The following is a 16,469-nucleotide window of genomic DNA, read 5'->3' as shown; positions in this document are numbered from 1 at the left end:
GCCCCCGGCGGCAAACGCAACGCCCCTGTTGCCGACGCTACCCTAATTCGCCCGCTTTTGTCACGGACCGCCCTACGACATGAAACATGCCGCCGGCCTGCTCGCCTTCGTCGCCCGCTTTGTCGTACTGGGATTAGCGCTGGCGTTCGTGATCGGCCTGTTCTGGCCCGGCATCGGCAACCGGCTGCGCACCCACTTCGGGCTGGCCGGGCCACAACCCGTCGTGGCAGCCCTTTCGGCCGGGCAAGCCCCGCAGTCGCCCGCGCCCGTGTCCTATGCCGATGCGGTCGCGCGCGCCGAGCCTTCGGTGGTCAACATCTACGCCAACAAGATGGTCACCGAACAGGCCATCCGCATGTACCGCGACCCCCTGTTGCAATGGGTGTTCGGCGGCACTCCGGCCGGTACCTACCAGCACCCGGAACAGAGCCTGGGCTCGGGCGTGATCGTCAGTTCCAAGGGCTACGTGCTCACCAACAATCACGTGATCGCGGACGCCAACGACATCCAGGTACTGCTGTATGACGGACGGGTCGCCAAGGCCCACCTGGTCGGCGCCGATCCGGAAACCGACCTGGCCGTGCTGAAGATCGACGCCAGCAATCTGCAGCCGATCCAGATGGCCAATGCCAAGACCCTGCGGGTCGGCGACGTGGTGCTGGCCATCGGCAACCCACTCGGCCTCAACCAGACCGTGACCATGGGCATCATCAGCACCCTTGGCCGACAGCTGGTAAGCGGCAGCCCGGAAGACTTCATCCAGACCGACGCGGCGATCAATCCCGGCAACTCCGGGGGCGCACTGGTCAACACCCTGGGCCAGCTGGTCGGTATCAACACCTTGCTGATCGGCAAAGCCGCCAATGCCGAGGGCATCGGTTTCGCCATTCCGGTGGACACCGCCACCGAGGTGATGCACCAGTTGATCGCCACGGGTCATGTGGTGCGCGGCTGGCTGGGCGCCGACTACGCTTTCGTCCCGGTCGCCGCCGACAGCGGCCTGCCGGCGGCGGCTCGCGGCGTGCAGGTCACCGACCTCTATCCGGGCGGCCCGGCGGCACAGGCCGGCATCCAGCCGCACGACATCCTGCTGCGCATCGGCGACCACAACATCCTCGATCCTTCCGATCTGCGCCGTTACGAGGCCTCGCTCAAGCCCGGCACCCGGGTGAAAGTCTCCGGACTGCGCAACGGCAGCCCGTTCCATGTCGAGGTCACCCTCGCCTCACGGCCGACCCAGCAGGCATCCAGCAACGAATCCCTGCCGCAGTAGCGTTTCGCCCTGCCGAAGCATCCGGCCGAAACGTTCGGCCAGCTAGCCCGGGCCGCGATCGGCCAGCGAGGCGCGCAGCATGCTGCCGTAGCGTTTGCGCAACTCGCCTACGCGCTGCACATACACCTCGGTCTCGGCATAGGGCGGCACGCCGTGGTAGCGCTCCACCGCTGCCGGCCCGGCGTTGTAGGCCGCCGCCGCCAGGCGCTCGTTGCCGTTGAAGGTTTTCAACAGCAGGCCCAGGTAGCGGGCGCCTCCGAGAATGTTGTCGTCGGCGTCGAAGGCGTCCGCCACGCCCATGTCGTTGGCCGTGCCGGGCATCAGTTGCATCAGGCCCTGCGCCCCCTTGGCCGACATGGCGTCGGGATTGAACGCGCTCTCGGCATGGATGATCGCCCGCAGGAAGGCTTCGTCCACCCCATAACGGTTGCTCGCCTCGTGGATCACGTCGGCGTATTCGCGCAGATGCAGCGGCACGCGGGCCCAGTCGACGTGCGAATGCAGATTGCACGCGAAGCAGGTGGCGATATAGCTGAACAGCATAGTCACCGCATGCACGCGCCCGGCCGGCCGCACATTGGTGTACTCCACGCTGCCGTCGGCATGCACTACGCGGTAGACCGAGCCCCGCAAGACCCGCGCTCCCGACCCCGAGGTGCTCGCACCGGCACGGGCGACGGCCGCGGCACCCGCTCCCTGCGAATCGCGATAGTTCCACTGTCCGGGCCTGGCCCCGGCCGGCGATGGCAACGACCGGGCGGTCGTCGTCACCGAGCCACGCACCCATGCCAGCGAGGTCATCCGCGGCCGGTCGACATGGCCCGTGGTGGTTGCCGAGCCCCGCACGCGTGCCAGTGACACCACCGGCGCTCTCGGTGCAGGTGCCGCCCTCACGCCCGCATCCGGATAGCTGCCCATGCTCCGGCAATCGCGATAACCGGTACGACTGCTGCTGAAAACGGTCTCGCCATGGCTGCCGACGCACCGGTACAAGGTGCCGGCACGTACCGCCCCGCAGGCCAGCAGACCGGCCAGCAACAGCAGGCAGCCCATCGCGACCCTGGCTGGGAAATGGCGGTGCGGGAAAGACTCTGCGGGCAGGCCCACGCTCCCCCGATGGCGTGTGGCGAAAGACATGCGCCGCAGTGTGCTCCGCTCGTCGCCCGGCGCCAAGCCCGCCACGCGCGTTTCGTGCACCACACCACGCGGCAAGTGCTTGATCCGGCAGCCTGCTTGACTGGAAGGCAACCACCACCACGAGTAAACTGTGCGGTTCGGCAGCACCCTGCCGCCCCGGAACCAGCAACGGTAACAAGCCCATGAGCGGCAAGCTTTTCATCAAGACCCACGGCTGCCAGATGAACGAGTACGACTCGGCCAAGATGGCTGACGTGCTCAAGGCCTCGCACGGCCTGGAACTGACCCAGGACGAGGCGGAAGCCGACGTGATCCTGGTCAACACCTGCTCGATCCGCGAGAAGGCGCAGGAAAAGGTGTTCAGCCAGCTCGGCCGCTGGAAGGAGCACAAACAGGGCGGCAAGCCGGTGCTGATCGGCGTGGGCGGCTGCGTGGCATCGCAGGAAGGCGAGGCGATCATCAAGCGCGCACCGTTCGTCGACCTGGTGTTCGGCCCGCAGACCCTGCATCGCCTGCCCGAGCTGATCGAGGCCAAGCGGGCCACCGGCAAGGCCCAGGTGGACGTGTCGTTCCCCGAGATCGAAAAGTTCGACAAGCTGCCCGAGCCACGTGCCGAGGGCCCCACCGCCTTCGTCTCGATCATGGAAGGCTGTTCCAAGTACTGCAGCTACTGCGTGGTGCCCTACACCCGCGGCACCGAGATCAGCCGCCCGTTCGACGACGTGCTGGTGGAAGTGGCCCAACTGGCCGAACAGGGCGTGCGCGAAGTCACCCTGCTCGGCCAGAACGTCAACGCCTACCAGGGCCCGACCCACGATGGCGGCACCGCGGACCTGGCCGTGCTGATCCACGCCATCGCGCAGATCGAGGCGATCGGCCGGATCCGCTTCACCACCTCGCATCCGCTGGAGTTCTCCGACTCGCTGATCGAGGCCTACGCCAGCGTGCCCAAACTGGCCAACTTCCTGCACCTCCCGGTGCAGGCCGGCTCCGACCGCATCCTGGCCGCGATGAAGCGCGGCTACACCACACTCGAGTTCAAGCAGAAGATCCGCAAGCTGCGCGCGGTGCGTCCCGACATCTGCATCAGTTCCGACTTCATCGTCGGCTTCCCCGGCGAAACCGAGGACGACTTCGAGAAGACCATGAAACTGATCGAGGACGTGGGCTTCGACCAGAGCTTCAGCTTCATCTTTTCCGCCCGCCCCGGCACGCCTGCAGCCAGCCTCGACGACGACACCGCGTCCGAGGTCAAGCACGCCCGCCTGTCGCGCCTGCAGGCGAAGATCAACGACAACGCACGCCAGATCAACGAGGCGATGGTCGGCACCGTGCAGCGGGTGCTGGTGGAAAAGCCCAGCCGCAAGAATCCGAACGAGCTCACCGGCCGCACCGAGAACATGCGCTTCGTGAACTTCCCCGGGCCAGCCCAGCTGATCGGCCGCTTCGTCGACGTGGTCGTCACCGAGGCGATGACCAACTCGCTGCGCGGCCGGCTGGCAAGCGATGCCCTGGCTGCCGACCCGCCGCACGAAGCCGCAGACCTGCCGGCAGCGTAAGGCCCGGCGCGACATGCTGATCCGCGAGATCACCACCGGCGACGGCAACGCAGCGTTCGATCGCCTGTGGCCGGTGATGCAGGCGGTGATCGCACCCGGCGACACCTACAACTACCCCGCCGATCTCGGCTACGAGGAGGCGCGTGCGATGTGGACCGCGCCGCCCACGCGCTGCTTCGTCGCCGAAGACGACCACGGCAGTCTGCTCGGCTTCTACAAGCTGCGCCCGAACCAACCGGGTCGCGGCGACCACGTGGCCAACGCCAGCTACATGGTGGCACCTGCGGCACGTGGTCGCGGCGTGGCACGAGCACTTTGCATGCACTCGCTCGACCAGGCGCGCCAGGCTGGCTTCACCGCGATGCAGTTCAATTTCGTGGTATCCACCAATGCCCCAGCAGTGCACCTTTGGCAGAGCTGCGGCTTCCGCATCGTCGGCCAGGTTCCCGGCGCGTTCCGCCACGCCACGCTCGGTGCCGTCGACGTCTACGTGATGCACCGTTTTCTATAGGCTCGTGTTTTTTGCAAACCCACCCAGCCAGTCATCCGCGAGCAGATCCGACCGACGGAAGCGAAGCGCGCCAGACCGGAACCACCACACCTCAAACCTCCCCGCCATCGCTGACGATGCCGCCCTGGCAAGGGCATCCGAACCAGTGGCCAGTCAACCCGACACCGCGCTAATCTGAGCGACTTATGGCAAGCGACCTACAGCAACACGACTTCGTCCTCGAACCCGAGGACAACGCCCGTCTCGCCAATCTGTGCGGGCCCTTCGACGAACACCTGCGTCAGGTGGAATTGCGCCTGGGCGTGGAAATCGACCACCGCGGCAATATCTTCCAGGTGATCGGCGAACCGGGCATCGCCCGCGCCACCGAGAAGGTGCTGCGCGCGCTCTACGCCAGCAGTGAGAACGAGACACTGAACGGCGCGAAGATCAACCTGCAGCTGGCCGAGTCCGGCGTGGATGCGCTCGCCGAAGATGCCGGCGACGCCACGCAGGACGTCGTGATCAAGGTCAAGCGTGGCGTGATCAAGGGACGCGGCCCCAACCAGGCGCGTTACCTGCACGCCATTTCGCGCCACGACATCAACTTCGGCGTCGGCCCGGCGGGCACCGGCAAGACCTATCTGGCCGTGGCCAGCGCGGTGGAAGCGCTGGAAGCGAACCGCGTGCAGCGCGTGCTGCTGGTGCGCCCCGCGGTGGAGGCCGGCGAAAAGCTGGGCTTCCTGCCCGGCGACCTGAGCCAGAAGGTCGACCCCTACCTGCGCCCGCTGTACGACGCGCTGTACGAGATGCTCGGCTTCGAGAAAGTCGCCAAGCTGATCGAGCGCAACGTGATCGAGATCGCGCCGCTGGCTTACATGCGCGGCCGCACCCTCAACGATTCCTACGTGATTCTCGACGAGGCGCAGAACACCACCGTCGAGCAGATGAAGATGTTCCTCACCCGCATCGGCTTCGGCTCGGTGGCGGTGATCACCGGCGACGTCAGCCAGGTCGACCTGCCACGCAACATCCGCTCGGGCCTGCGCCACGCGGTGGAAGTGCTACGCGGCGTGAACGGCATCAGCTTCACCTTCTTCACCTCGCGCGACGTGGTGCGCCACCCGCTGGTGGCCAAGATCGTGCGGGCCTACGAAGCGTTCGAGCAACAGAACGAGGACGCCAGGTGACGACCGCCGCTACGCTGGCGACCGTGCATCTCGGCTACGCGGTGCCGCGCGCGGGCATTCCTGCCGCCGCCAGCTTTCGCCGCTGGGTCGAGGCCGCGCTGCATGGCGCGAAACGGCACAAGCCCGCCGAGCTGTCCATCCGTATCGTCGATGCCGACGAGGGGCGTGCTCTGAACCGCGATTACCGTGGCAAGGACTACGCCACCAATGTGCTGTCGTTCCCGGCCGAGCTGCCGACCGGCGTGGCGCTTCCGCTGATCGGCGACCTGGCCATCTGCGCGTCCGTGGTCGCCCGCGAGGCGGCCGAACAGGGCAAGCCGGCGCGCGACCACTGGGCGCACCTGACCATTCACGGCACGCTGCATCTGCTCGGCTACGACCATATCGAGGACCGCGAGGCCGAGGCGATGGAAGCGCTGGAAATCCGCATCCTGGCCAAGCTCGGCATCGCAAACCCTTACGCCTGAAGAGCCGCTGGCGATCCCGGCACGCAGGCCCGGCGTGCGCCTGCGCCCTGAAGCGTCACACTTTTTCCGCTAGACTCGGGTCTCCGCCCCGACCGGGCCGAATGCAACCGGATTGATGAACGACGACCCTGGCAGTACCAGCGGCCCGGCCCACCGCACCTGGTGGGACAGACTGGGCCACCTGTTTTCCGGCGAACCCCGCAACCGCGAGGAACTGATCGAGGAGCTGCGCACCGCGCACACCAACGGCCTCCTCGATGCCGAAACCCTGCCCATGCTGGAGGGCGCCCTCAAAGTCACCGAACTGAGCGTGGACGACGTGATGATCCCGCGCGTCCAGATCGTGATGATTTCCGCCGAAGCGCCACTGGCCGACATCCTCAATGTCGTGGTCGAGTCCGGCCACTCGCGCTTCCCCGTGCATGGCGAGGACAAGGACGACATCCTCGGCATCCTGCTGGCCAAGGACCTGTTGAAGTTCTTCGGCAACGACACACCGTTCGACATCCACAGCATCCTGCGGCCGGCGGTGCTGATTCCCGAATCGATGCGCCTCAACGTATTGCTGGCCGAGTTCAAGCGCAGCCGCAACCACATGGCGCTGGTGGTGGACGAGTACGGCGGCGTGGCCGGCCTGATCACCATCGAGGACGTGCTGGAACAGATCGTCGGCGAGATCGACGACGAGCACGACGACGAGGACGTGCCGGCACTGATCCACGCACAGGCCGACGGCTCGTGGCTGGTCAGTGCGCTGACCCCGATCGAAGACTTCAACGAGGACATCGGCTGCGACTTCTCGGACGAGGAATTCGACACCATCGGCGGTTTGATCACCGCCGAATTCGGGCACCTGCCGGAGACCGGCGAGGAAGCCACCGCCGGCGACTTCCTGTTCCACGTGACCGAAGCCGACGACCGACGCGTGCAGCAATTCCGCGTCACCCGGCGCCAGACCGACTGAGCGGCCGCCGACACCTGACGGCCACGGCCCCGGCAAAAGCCGGGGCGATCGCCGGCCGGCAACGATGACGCCCCGTCCCCATCCACAGGCCTTGCCACCGGGCTGCCCTTGTCCCGCGCGCCCGAATCCCCGAAGCTTGCCGCCATGCGTCCATTCCGCCTGCTGCTTCCCCTGCTCGCCCTGTTCCTGCTGACCGCCGTACCGGCCCATGCCGACGTCGCCGACGCACCGGGTGCGAACCTGCAAGTCTCGCTGATCACCTACGGCCCCGGCGCCACCTACTGGGAGCGCTTCGGCCACGACGCGCTGCAGCTGCGTGACACCGTCAGCGGCCAGACGATCAACTTCAACTACGGCGTGTTCGACTTCAACGAGAAGAACTTCTTCATCAACTTCGCACGCGGCCGCATGCATTACCTGATGGATGCCGAATACGCTGGGCCGGAAGAAGCCTTCTACGTGCAGGAAGGCCGCTCCATCGTCCGGCAGCGGCTCGCGCTCACCCCGAAACAGGCCTCTGCCCTGCGCGATTTCCTGCTGTGGAACCTGCGCCCGGAAAACGCCGGCTACAACTACGATTACTACATCGACAACTGCACGACCCGCGTCCGCGACGCGCTGAACCGCGCACTCGGCGGCGTGATCGAGACCACCCTTACCGCGCGCCCCGGCGGCATGACCTACCGCCAGCAGACCGACCGACTGATGAGCGCGCAACCCTGGCTGATGCTGGTGCTGGACCTGGGGCTTGGGCCGTATGCCGACCAGCCGCTCAACGCCTGGAAGGAAAGCTTCCTGCCGATGGTGCTGCAGGCCAACCTGCGCAGCATCCGTGTCGATGACGGCCACGGCGGTACCCGGCCGCTGGTAGAAAGCGAACACCAACTGGCGCCGAACCACATCGCCGTTCCGCCCGCCCATGCACCCGACCTACGCCTACCGCTGGCGGCCGCCGGCCTGCTGCTGGCCGCACTGATTCTGGCCGCCGCACGCCGCTGGCGCACCGGCTTCGCCCTGCTGGGATCGCTCTACCTGATCCTCGCCGGCCTGGTCGGCCTGCTGCTGCTGGCTCTGTGGACACTGACCACGCACCACGCCGCCTGGGCCAACGCCAACCTGCTGCTGTTCAATCCACTGGCACTACTGCTGCTGCCTGCGTTGTGGCGATCACGCCGATACGTAGCGCCCAGCCGACTGGCCAATGCCGTGCTGCTGATACAACTGCTCGCCATGCTCACCGCCGTGGTGCTGCACCTGCTTCCCGGCACCGTGCAGCAGAACCAGCCGTGGATCCTGTTCGCCATGCCGGTATGGCTGGCGCTGGCCTGGGGTTTGCGGCAATCCACTCTGGTCCGCCCACGCCTCGAATTACGCCGTTGAATTGCCGCATCGCATTGCTCGCGGCATCATGCAATGCATGAGCACTCAGGATTCGATTGCACGGGAAGCGGGCAGCACGCCGATGGTCGTCAACTGTGTCGCCTACCGCAATGACGGCACACGCATCGGCGACATCGACATCGATGCCATCAGCGAGACGCTTGAATCACCCAACACATTTGTGTGGGTGGGGCTGCACGAGCCGGACGAACAGCTGCTGCTGAAGCTACAGCGTGAATTCGACCTGCACGACCTGGCCATCGAAGATGCCCAGCACGCTCATCAGCGCACCAAGATCGAAGCCTATGGCGACTCGCTGTTCATCGTGGTGCAGACCGCCCAGCACGTCAGCGGCAACATCGCGTTTGGCGAGACGCACATCTTTCTGGGTCCACGCTACCTGGTGACGGTGCGCCATGGCGCTTCGCTGTCCTACGCACCCGCGCGCCGCCACTGCGAACATGCGCCTGAAATGCTCGCGCTAGGCCCAAGTTACGGCCTGTATGGCGTACTGGACTTCATTGTCGACAACCTGTTGCCGATCGTGCGCGACTTCCGCGAGGAACTGCAGGAACTCGAACAGGACATTTTTTCGGCCACCTTCAACCGCGGTACGGTCCGCCGTCTTTACGACATGCAGCGAGATCTCATGACGCTGCGGCTCGCGGTGGCTCCGATGCAGGACATTATCAGCCAACTTGTGCGCCTGCATCCGCAGCTGATTCCCGAGGAACTGCGTGCCTATTTCCGCGACATCTACGATCACGTGTTCCGCGTCAACGAGTCGATTGGCGCGATGCGCGAGATGCTCAATGCCGCCATCAACGTGAATCTGTCACTGGTGACGTTTGGCCAGAATGAAGTGATGAAAAAGTTGGCCGGCTGGGCCGCCATGCTAGCCGCGCCCACACTGATCACCAGTTGGTACGGCATGAACTTCGTGCACATGCCCGAATTGGCCAGGCCATGGGCCTACCCCACCATCATCGCGGTGGTGGCGTGCCTGGTGGGCGGCATCTATGCAGTACTGAGGCGCGCTCGCTGGCTTTAGCCTACTCACCCGCATTCAAGCCCACCAAAGTCCCGTACTATACCGAGCGCAGGCCATCGACCTATGCACTCAGTCAAGCGTGGTGCACGGCATTGAGCCATCCAGGGGAACGGAAACATGCGCCAGAACAAACAAAAGACTTACCTTGACCCAGCATCCGGACTCACCAGCGCACGCTGGTTTTCAATGTTGGCGCTGATTGGCGTGATCGCCCTCGGGCTGCGCTGGTTCTATGTTGCACATGCCGTGGTTTACCTACCCATCCGTGGCGATGCCGTTCAATACCACGCCTACGCCTGGAACCTTGCGCACCATTGGATCTTTTCCCAGGCAGCACCCCACAGCCATATAGTCACACCGGACAGTTTCCGCGATCCCGGCTACCCGTTGTTCCTCGCCATCTGGATGAAACTGTTTCCCGGGTTTGCGATCTGGTACCCGACCGTACTGATGGTCCAGGCTGCATTGGGCGCATCTACAGTCACGTTGCTGGTGGCTGCTGCACGCACCTGGTTGCCCGCTCGCTGGCTATTCGCCGCAGGGCTTTTGATGGCCGTCTGGCCACACAGCGTGACAATTACAAGCTTCCTATTGAGCGAGACGCTATTCGGCTTTCTATGTGCGTTGGGCTTCTACTGCCTTAGTCGCGCTTTCAATCAGACGAAAAAAGGTTGGGCCATCGCTGCCGGCCTTGCCTTCAGTGCTGCCGCCCTGACCAATGCCGTACTGATTCCTTTTGCCCCGCTTGTTGCCTTGGCTTTGCTTTGGCAGAAGACAGTGAATCGTCGCCTGCTTCTCGCACTGATGCTTTCGTCTCTGGCCCTGCCTGCAGCGTGGAGCATTCGCAATGCCCGGCTGCCTTCGCACGACGCCTCATCCACATCCACAGGGCGCGCACTTCTCAACTTCGTCCAGGGGTCGTGGCCGGAATATCATCCCGCATACCGTGCAGCAGTCCAGGGCAACCCTGAGGCAAAGCAGATACTTCAAGCCATCCAGCACGAAGACGATGTGCTCCAAACCACACCGCGCGCAGGCATCGCCCTTATCGCGCATCGGATCGGAGCCCGGCCTCTGCACTATCTGGCATGGTACCTGCGCAAACCGTTCGCCCTCTGGGGATGGAACATTCAGATTGGCCAGGGCGACATCTACGTATATCCGACACTTCGCTCTCCTTTCGACGAGATGCCCCTCTTCGAGGCACTGGCCTCGATCTGTAAAGCGATCAATCCGTTATTGATGCTGCTTGCCCTGGGTGGCTGCATCACAGTGTTTTACCGGTATCGATACATAGCCCCCCTTGCTGGCTCAGTGGCGCTTCTTTCTCTGTATGTCACCACCGTCTATTCGATACTGCAATCCGAGCCTCGCTATTCCATCCCATATCGAGGCTTCGAGATTTTGCTGGCGATCTATGCCTGCTGGCGCATGGCCATGTGGGTACAAGCCCTGCGTCAAAATCCAACGCCGCAGGAACCAAGAAACAAAGTGTGAGGCGAGTCACGAAATCAAACTTACTTGCTGGCCACAGGACTTTTGGTACGGGAAGTGCTACGGGCTGAGAGCATTCCTAGGGGGAACCAAATCATGTCCAGCCAACCCTATTCGCGGGGCTTCACACTGATTGAGCTGATGATCGTCGTGGCGATCATCGCCATTCTCGCAGCCATTGCCATCCCGGCTTACCAGAACTATCTGATACGTGCACAGGTCAGCGAGGGCATGAGCCTGGCCAGCGGCGCCAAGGCTGCCGTCTGGGATTATGTCTCGAATACCGGCCAGTTCCCTCCCAGCAACCAGACTGCCGGGTTGCCATCGCCAGGCTCAATCATCGGCAAGTATGTTTCGCGGGTTGATGTCACAGGAGGCAAGATCACTGTTTCCTACGACACTTCACAGGCCAATGCGGCCATTCGCAGTCAGCAACTGGTGCTTTCACCCACCTCCGGGACCGGAAGCATCAAGTGGAGCTGCAATAGCACCGGTACGACCCTAGACCCTAAGTATCTACCTTCGGTCTGTCGTAGTTGACTTCGTCTGCACATGTCCGAAGCTGACAAAAAGTGTCACGTTCTGCCCGACATGGCCATGCCTCAGACGCTTTCTACAACTGGCGCCAACAGGTAGCTTTCGACGGATTTCGGCGTGGAAGCCGCCTTTCGTGACAGCTTGCACAGTAGTCATGGCGCCGGATATGCGGCAATATCCGAACGGACGCTGTGGCACGCATGATGCTTCACTTCCGTCAGCTTCCTGGTCGTTCCTGACCATGACGTAATGGGGTTCGAGCCTACCTAGGGGGTATCGGGGCCGGAACCCAGGGGGCGTTCTACGCTAGCTAGCCAATTAGAGGAACTACCATGAAGAACCTGCAGAAGGGCTTTACCCTGATCGAACTGATGATCGTCGTGGCGATCATCGCGATTCTTGCCGCCATCGCCATTCCGGCCTACCAGAATTACCTGATCCGTTCGCAGGTATCTGAAGGTGCGGTGCTCACCGATGGCGCAAAGACAGCTATCTCGGAGTACTACTCCAACTACGGTACATTCCCGGGTAGCAACGCGTCGGCCGGCCTTCCCACGAACGCGGCATCCATCAGCGGCAAGTATGTCGCCAATGTCAATGTTGGCACCAAGCCAGGCGTGATTGAGGCACAGTTCAATAGCACCACGGCCAATAAGGCTATCCAGGGCAAGTACTTTTCCCTTTCTGCGACACCAAACGGTGGCAGCATCACCTGGACCTGCAACAATGCGTCTTACACCACTGTAGACCCGAAGTATCTTCCGTCCTCTTGCCGTTGATCCCAGCGAGAAGCGTAAGATCGAGAAGGGCCGCCTAGTGCGGCCCTTCTCACTTTGATATCCACGCTCGTATGCAAATTCGATCACACCTGCTGACCTTTTTCGCTATCCTCTTGCCGATCTCGCTTGCGGCATATGCGTACTGGCCAGGCTTGTCAGGCGGCTATCTGTTCGATGACTTGGGCAGCTTGCCGGCGCTTGGTGCACAGGGACCTGTCGTGCACTGGCATACATTCTGGCGTTACATCACTTCGGGCACAGCTGACCCCGCCGGTCGCCCGCTCGCCATGCTGACGTTCTTGTTGGATGCACGAAACTGGCCTGCCAGTCCGCTTCCGTTCAAACGCACCAACTTGTGCATCCATCTGGTCAATGGATTGCTGCTGTATGCACTGCTGACCAAGCTTGGTGAGCTACTGGAGATAGAACGCCGGCGAGTGCGAACCGCTGCGCTGCTTGGGTGCGCCTTTTGGCTACTACACCCCTTAATGGTATCGACCACACTTTATATCGTGCAGCGCGAAGCCATGCTTGTGGCAACCTGCTGTATGGCAGGATTACTGCTATGGATTCACGGGCGGACGCTTCTCGCGAGCAACCATCTGAAAGCAGGCACCCTCTGGTCCATGCTCGGACTTGGTGGCTTCACGTTGCTCGGAACATTGGCCAAGGCCAATGGCGTACTCCTACCGATCTATGCACTGCTCATTGAGGCCACGGTGCTGGCATCGAGACAACGGATAACCGGACAAACGGCCTCCCGTGTGTACCAGACGATATTGATCGCGTTCGGACTGATACCCGCAACACTTGTCGGCACCTATCTCTTCTACATAGGCATTCACGGCATTGCGCAGGGCGGCTTAGCAAGCAACCGCTCTTGGAGTTACGCCCAACGTTTGATGACCGAGCCACGCGTGCTCATGGACTATCTTCAGCTGCTATGGCTACCCCGGCCATTCTCAAGCGGGCTATTCAACGACCAATTTACAGCTTCAACGTCCTTGCTAAGTCCAATCACTACTGTTTTCGCATTGGCTGCGGTTACGGCATTGATTGCGCTGGCCTGGTGGCAACGTCGACACCGACCGGCACTAGCGCTTGCGGTTCTATTTTATTTCGCTGGCCAGCTTTTGGAATCTACCTCGATTCCGCTAGAGCTCTATTTCGAGCACCGCAACTATACCCCAGCGCTTTTGATGTTCTGGCCACTTGCATTGTGGCTTACCAATGAGCGCAGCCTTCGCCAGGTCAAATTGGCGCTGACAGTCTTACTACCCCTAACTCTGGCTTGTATGACTTACGAACGAGCCAGTGTTTGGGGAAATATGGAAGCTCAAGGACTCATTTGGGCAAAGATTAATCCGGACTCCCCCCGTGCGCAGGCGAATGCAGCCGAGATCGAAATGTCCAATGGACATGCCAAAAATGCCGTAGCAACTCTTGGAAAACTTCTTGCTGCCCAGCCCGATCAAGCTCAGCTAGCTTTTAACCTGATTGATGCGGAGTGCATGCTCGGGCATATCGTCCCCGGCACGATCACGGACACGAAATACGCAATGCTACACACTGCCGCCACTGGCACACTCTTCGTTCGCTGGTTTGAGCGCTCGCTGCCTCTGGCCATGTCTGGGCACTGTGCCGGCATGACTCCAGCGCTCCTTCAGAATTTGATCAACGACGGGCTAAAAAATCGCAAGCTTGACCTTCCCGGCCCCAGACAGGATTTGACATACCTTCGCGGTTTGATTGCTCTAAGAGAGAAGCACGCTCACACCGCACAAGCTGATTTTACGCAGGCTTTGGACATACAAGTTCACCCAAGTTTTGCACTACAGGCTGCAGCAACACTTGGGTCTGCCGGCTACCCAAAGCTCGGGCTTAGTTTGCTGAATCACTACCAGCGCGTACAACACCAAGAAATGCCACCGGGTTTCGGGATGCCGATGCTGCACGCCTGGATACTCAAACGCCAGCATTATTGGCCTAGTGAAATTGCCGCCCTGCAAAAGCAGCTCAATGCCGCCACACAGCATGCTGAAACTGGCTCATCACATCTCGACTCCCCCCAAGGCATCGTCCACTAATGCGTTCGGTATCATCCAGGTTCATTCTCACAGCTGCATTGTTCGTAACCGCACTCGCCTACTGGCCCGGCCTTTCCGGTGGCTGGCTGTTCGACGACTATCCCAACATCGTCGAGAACACGGGGCTGCAAATCCATCACTTCAGCCTACCCGACCTGGCAAGGGCTGCGCTGTCGTCTCCCTCCAGCGAGTTCAAGCGCCCTCTGGCGTCATTGACGTTCGCACTCAACTACCTGCTGGCAGGGCTGGATCCATACTGGATGAAGCTGACCAACCTGGTCATCCATCTGCTGAACGGCATGCTGGTTTTCCTGCTTGCACGCAGCCTTCTGCAATGGTCCGAACCAGAAGCCGATGGCGAACAGCGTGCACGCATCGCCGCCGTCATCGCCGCCGCATGGATGCTGCTACCGATCAACCTGACTGGCGTGCTCTACACCGTGCAGCGCATGGAGAGCCTGGCCAATTTATTCGTACTGGTCGGTCTGATCATCTATGTCAGCGGACGCCGCCGCATGCTTGCACAACAGGCCACGGCGCCGGCGCAGGCACGTGCGGGTCGCCTGGGATTCCTGGCCTGCGTCATCGCCATCACGGTACCGACAGCGGTCGGCATCCTGGCCAAGGAAACGGCCGTCATGCTGCCGTTCTACGCTGTGCTGTTCGAATGGGCACTACCGCACTTCCAGGCACCCGCTTTCACGCCCGGCACAGGAAGCCCAAACGGCAAACACGCATGGGACAAGCGCCTGCTCTGGCTGTTTGCGTTGGTCCTGGTGCTGCCGCTGATCGCCGGCCTGACCTGGCAGTTGCCGAACGTGCTGAACTCAGCCGACTGGGCCAGTCGCAACTTCGACCTGCACACCCGTCTGCTTACCGAAGCACGTGTCGTGGTCGATTACATCATCTGGACACTACTGCCTACGGCACATGCGTTGTCGTTTTATCACGACAACTTCCGGGTATCGACTGGCCTGTTCCATCCCTGGACCACAGCGGCCTGCATTCTGGTCCTGATGGCACTAGTGGCGTTCGCCATCCGGATACGCTCTCGGCGCCCACTGATCGCCCTAGGCATCGCCTGGTTCCTCGGCTGCCACCTGCTTACCGGCACCATTTTGCCGCTGGAACTGGTCTACGAGCACCGAAATTACTTCGCCAGCATCGGCCTGCTGCTGGCCCTGATCCCTTTGCTTCTACCCCTTGCCAAACCCGCATCCGGCGGAAATGATTTCCGTCTGGCCAGGCGGACACTACTGGTCGGCCTTTTGCTGTTGTGGACTGGCGAAACCGCGATGACCGCCATGGCCTGGGGCAACCCGCTTACGTTGGCCGAAACACTGGCCGCCCGCGCACCCGACTCTCCACGGGCCCAATACAGCCTGGGACGGACCTACATCATCGACTCCCAATACCAGCCCTCCTCTCCATTCGTGAAGATGGCATATGGCCCTCTGGAGCGAGCCGCCGCACTTCCCGGCTCGTCGATCCTGCCGGAGCAGGCTCTCATTTTTATGAATGCGCGCATGCATCTGCCCATCAAGAATGCGTGGTGGAACAGCCTGATCGGCAAATTGAAGAGACGGAAACCGGGTGTGCAGGATCAGAGTTCGCTGAGCGCATTGACCCACTGCGCCCGTGATGGCGACTGCAACCTGCCCCCAGACAAGATGATCGCAGCCTATCAGGCAGCACTCTCGTACCCGAACCCCAGCCCTCAGCTACTCGCAGGCTATGGCGATTACGCCTGGAACGTGCTCGAAAACCACGCACTGGGCCTGGACATGGCCCAAGCCGCAGTGAAGGCCGACCCCCATGAGCCGGCTTATCACATCACCCTGGCACGCATGCTGGTCGTGAACGGACAGCTGCAACAAGCGCATAAACAGTTGCTGGCACTGGAAGCCCTGAATATCGGCGGAAGACTCGATGGCAGCATCGCCAACCTTCAGAAAATTCTGGCCGATGCGAGCGGCGCACCGGCCATGCACTGAACGGCACGGGCTCTGTACGAGCAGCACGAGGGCAGGATCACATGACGGCTTTTACATTCCGACTAGT

Annotated in this window: 14 protein-coding genes; 13 read left to right on the top strand and 1 reads right to left on the bottom strand. The window is 62.2% G+C overall.

Annotated features, from left to right (window positions below; translation table 11 throughout):
- The first annotated feature begins 79 nt into the window (after positions 1–79).
- Positions 80–1,273, top strand: coding sequence for a S1C family serine protease (locus tag RA164_RS03030; RefSeq protein WP_329742502.1), 1,194 nt, complete (start codon positions 80–82; stop codon positions 1,271–1,273).
- A 42-nt stretch (positions 1,274–1,315) separates the two neighbouring features.
- On the opposite strand, the gene RA164_RS03025 is transcribed toward RA164_RS03030, so the two are convergent.
- Positions 1,316–2,326 carry a lytic transglycosylase domain-containing protein gene (locus RA164_RS03025; protein ID WP_329742501.1) on the bottom strand — a complete coding sequence of 337 codons (1,011 nt, stop codon included), beginning with the start codon at positions 2,324–2,326 and terminating at the stop codon, positions 1,316–1,318.
- Between the two features lie 266 nt (positions 2,327–2,592).
- Between RA164_RS03025 and miaB the strand changes: the two genes are divergently transcribed.
- The 12 genes from miaB (at position 2,593) to RA164_RS02965 (ending at position 16,402) form a co-directional block, all read left to right on the top strand.
- On the top strand, positions 2,593–3,969 hold the full coding sequence (gene miaB, locus RA164_RS03020) for a tRNA (N6-isopentenyl adenosine(37)-C2)-methylthiotransferase MiaB (protein ID WP_329742500.1): 1,377 nt from the start codon (positions 2,593–2,595) through the stop codon (positions 3,967–3,969).
- A gap of 13 nt (positions 3,970–3,982) precedes the next feature.
- Complete coding sequence (locus RA164_RS03015; protein WP_329743467.1) at positions 3,983–4,480, top strand: GNAT family N-acetyltransferase; 498 nt, start codon at positions 3,983–3,985, stop codon at positions 4,478–4,480.
- A gap of 185 nt (positions 4,481–4,665) precedes the next feature.
- Entirely contained in the window at positions 4,666–5,649 is a 984-nt protein-coding gene (locus tag RA164_RS03010) for a PhoH family protein (protein ID WP_329742499.1), read from the top strand.
- Entirely contained in the window at positions 5,646–6,116 is a 471-nt protein-coding gene (ybeY, locus tag RA164_RS03005; RefSeq protein WP_329742498.1) for an rRNA maturation RNase YbeY, read from the top strand. Before RA164_RS03010 ends, ybeY begins: the two co-directional genes overlap by 4 nt.
- Before the next feature lie 115 nt (positions 6,117–6,231).
- The gene (locus tag RA164_RS03000) at positions 6,232–7,080 is read left to right on the top strand and encodes an HlyC/CorC family transporter (protein WP_329742497.1); all 849 of its coding nucleotides are present in this window, start codon (positions 6,232–6,234) and stop codon (positions 7,078–7,080) included.
- 144 nt (positions 7,081–7,224) lie between these two features.
- Positions 7,225–8,460, top strand: coding sequence for a lipoprotein N-acyltransferase Lnb domain-containing protein (locus RA164_RS02995; protein WP_329742496.1), 1,236 nt, complete (start codon positions 7,225–7,227; stop codon positions 8,458–8,460).
- Between the two features lie 37 nt (positions 8,461–8,497).
- On the top strand, positions 8,498–9,511 hold the full coding sequence (locus RA164_RS02990) for a magnesium and cobalt transport protein CorA (protein WP_329742495.1): 1,014 nt from the start codon (positions 8,498–8,500) through the stop codon (positions 9,509–9,511).
- 117 nt (positions 9,512–9,628) lie between these two features.
- On the top strand, positions 9,629–11,008 hold the full coding sequence (locus RA164_RS02985) for a glycosyltransferase family 39 protein (protein WP_329742494.1): 1,380 nt from the start codon (positions 9,629–9,631) through the stop codon (positions 11,006–11,008).
- A gap of 93 nt (positions 11,009–11,101) precedes the next feature.
- On the top strand, positions 11,102–11,545 hold the full coding sequence (locus RA164_RS02980; RefSeq protein ID WP_329742493.1) for a pilin: 444 nt from the start codon (positions 11,102–11,104) through the stop codon (positions 11,543–11,545).
- A 329-nt stretch (positions 11,546–11,874) separates the two neighbouring features.
- On the top strand, positions 11,875–12,321 hold the full coding sequence (locus RA164_RS02975) for a pilin (protein WP_329742492.1): 447 nt from the start codon (positions 11,875–11,877) through the stop codon (positions 12,319–12,321).
- 71 nt (positions 12,322–12,392) lie between these two features.
- The gene (locus RA164_RS02970; RefSeq protein WP_329742491.1) at positions 12,393–14,408 is read left to right on the top strand and encodes a tetratricopeptide repeat protein; all 2,016 of its coding nucleotides are present in this window, start codon (positions 12,393–12,395) and stop codon (positions 14,406–14,408) included.
- Positions 14,408–16,402: a tetratricopeptide repeat protein gene (locus tag RA164_RS02965; RefSeq protein WP_329742490.1), complete on the top strand. Its 1,995-nt coding sequence runs from the start codon at positions 14,408–14,410 to the stop codon at positions 16,400–16,402. Before RA164_RS02970 ends, RA164_RS02965 begins: the two co-directional genes overlap by 1 nt.
- The last annotated feature ends 67 nt before the right edge of the window (positions 16,403–16,469 follow it).

It is taken from the genome of Dyella sp. A6 (assembly GCF_036320485.1).
Lineage (GTDB): Bacteria > Pseudomonadota > Gammaproteobacteria > Xanthomonadales > Rhodanobacteraceae > Rhodanobacter_A > Rhodanobacter_A aluminiiresistens.
The sequence above is the reverse complement of the archived record's forward strand: the minus strand, read 5'-3'. Positions and strand labels throughout refer to the sequence as shown.

Coding starts and splice junctions, on each gene's coding strand:
- RA164_RS03030 (WP_329742502.1), top strand. CDS start 80: ATGAAACATGCCGCCGGCCTGCTCGCCTTCGTCGCCCGCTTTGTCGTA.
- RA164_RS03025 (WP_329742501.1), bottom strand. CDS start 2,326: ATGGGCTGCCTGCTGTTGCTGGCCGGTCTGCTGGCCTGCGGGGCGGTA.
- miaB (WP_329742500.1), top strand. CDS start 2,593: ATGAGCGGCAAGCTTTTCATCAAGACCCACGGCTGCCAGATGAACGAG.
- RA164_RS03015 (WP_329743467.1), top strand. CDS start 3,983: ATGCTGATCCGCGAGATCACCACCGGCGACGGCAACGCAGCGTTCGAT.
- RA164_RS03010 (WP_329742499.1), top strand. CDS start 4,666: ATGGCAAGCGACCTACAGCAACACGACTTCGTCCTCGAACCCGAGGAC.
- RA164_RS03000 (WP_329742497.1), top strand. CDS start 6,232: ATGAACGACGACCCTGGCAGTACCAGCGGCCCGGCCCACCGCACCTGG.
- RA164_RS02995 (WP_329742496.1), top strand. CDS start 7,225: ATGCGTCCATTCCGCCTGCTGCTTCCCCTGCTCGCCCTGTTCCTGCTG.
- RA164_RS02990 (WP_329742495.1), top strand. CDS start 8,498: ATGAGCACTCAGGATTCGATTGCACGGGAAGCGGGCAGCACGCCGATG.
- RA164_RS02985 (WP_329742494.1), top strand. CDS start 9,629: ATGCGCCAGAACAAACAAAAGACTTACCTTGACCCAGCATCCGGACTC.
- RA164_RS02980 (WP_329742493.1), top strand. CDS start 11,102: ATGTCCAGCCAACCCTATTCGCGGGGCTTCACACTGATTGAGCTGATG.
- RA164_RS02975 (WP_329742492.1), top strand. CDS start 11,875: ATGAAGAACCTGCAGAAGGGCTTTACCCTGATCGAACTGATGATCGTC.
- RA164_RS02970 (WP_329742491.1), top strand. CDS start 12,393: ATGCAAATTCGATCACACCTGCTGACCTTTTTCGCTATCCTCTTGCCG.
- RA164_RS02965 (WP_329742490.1), top strand. CDS start 14,408: ATGCGTTCGGTATCATCCAGGTTCATTCTCACAGCTGCATTGTTCGTA.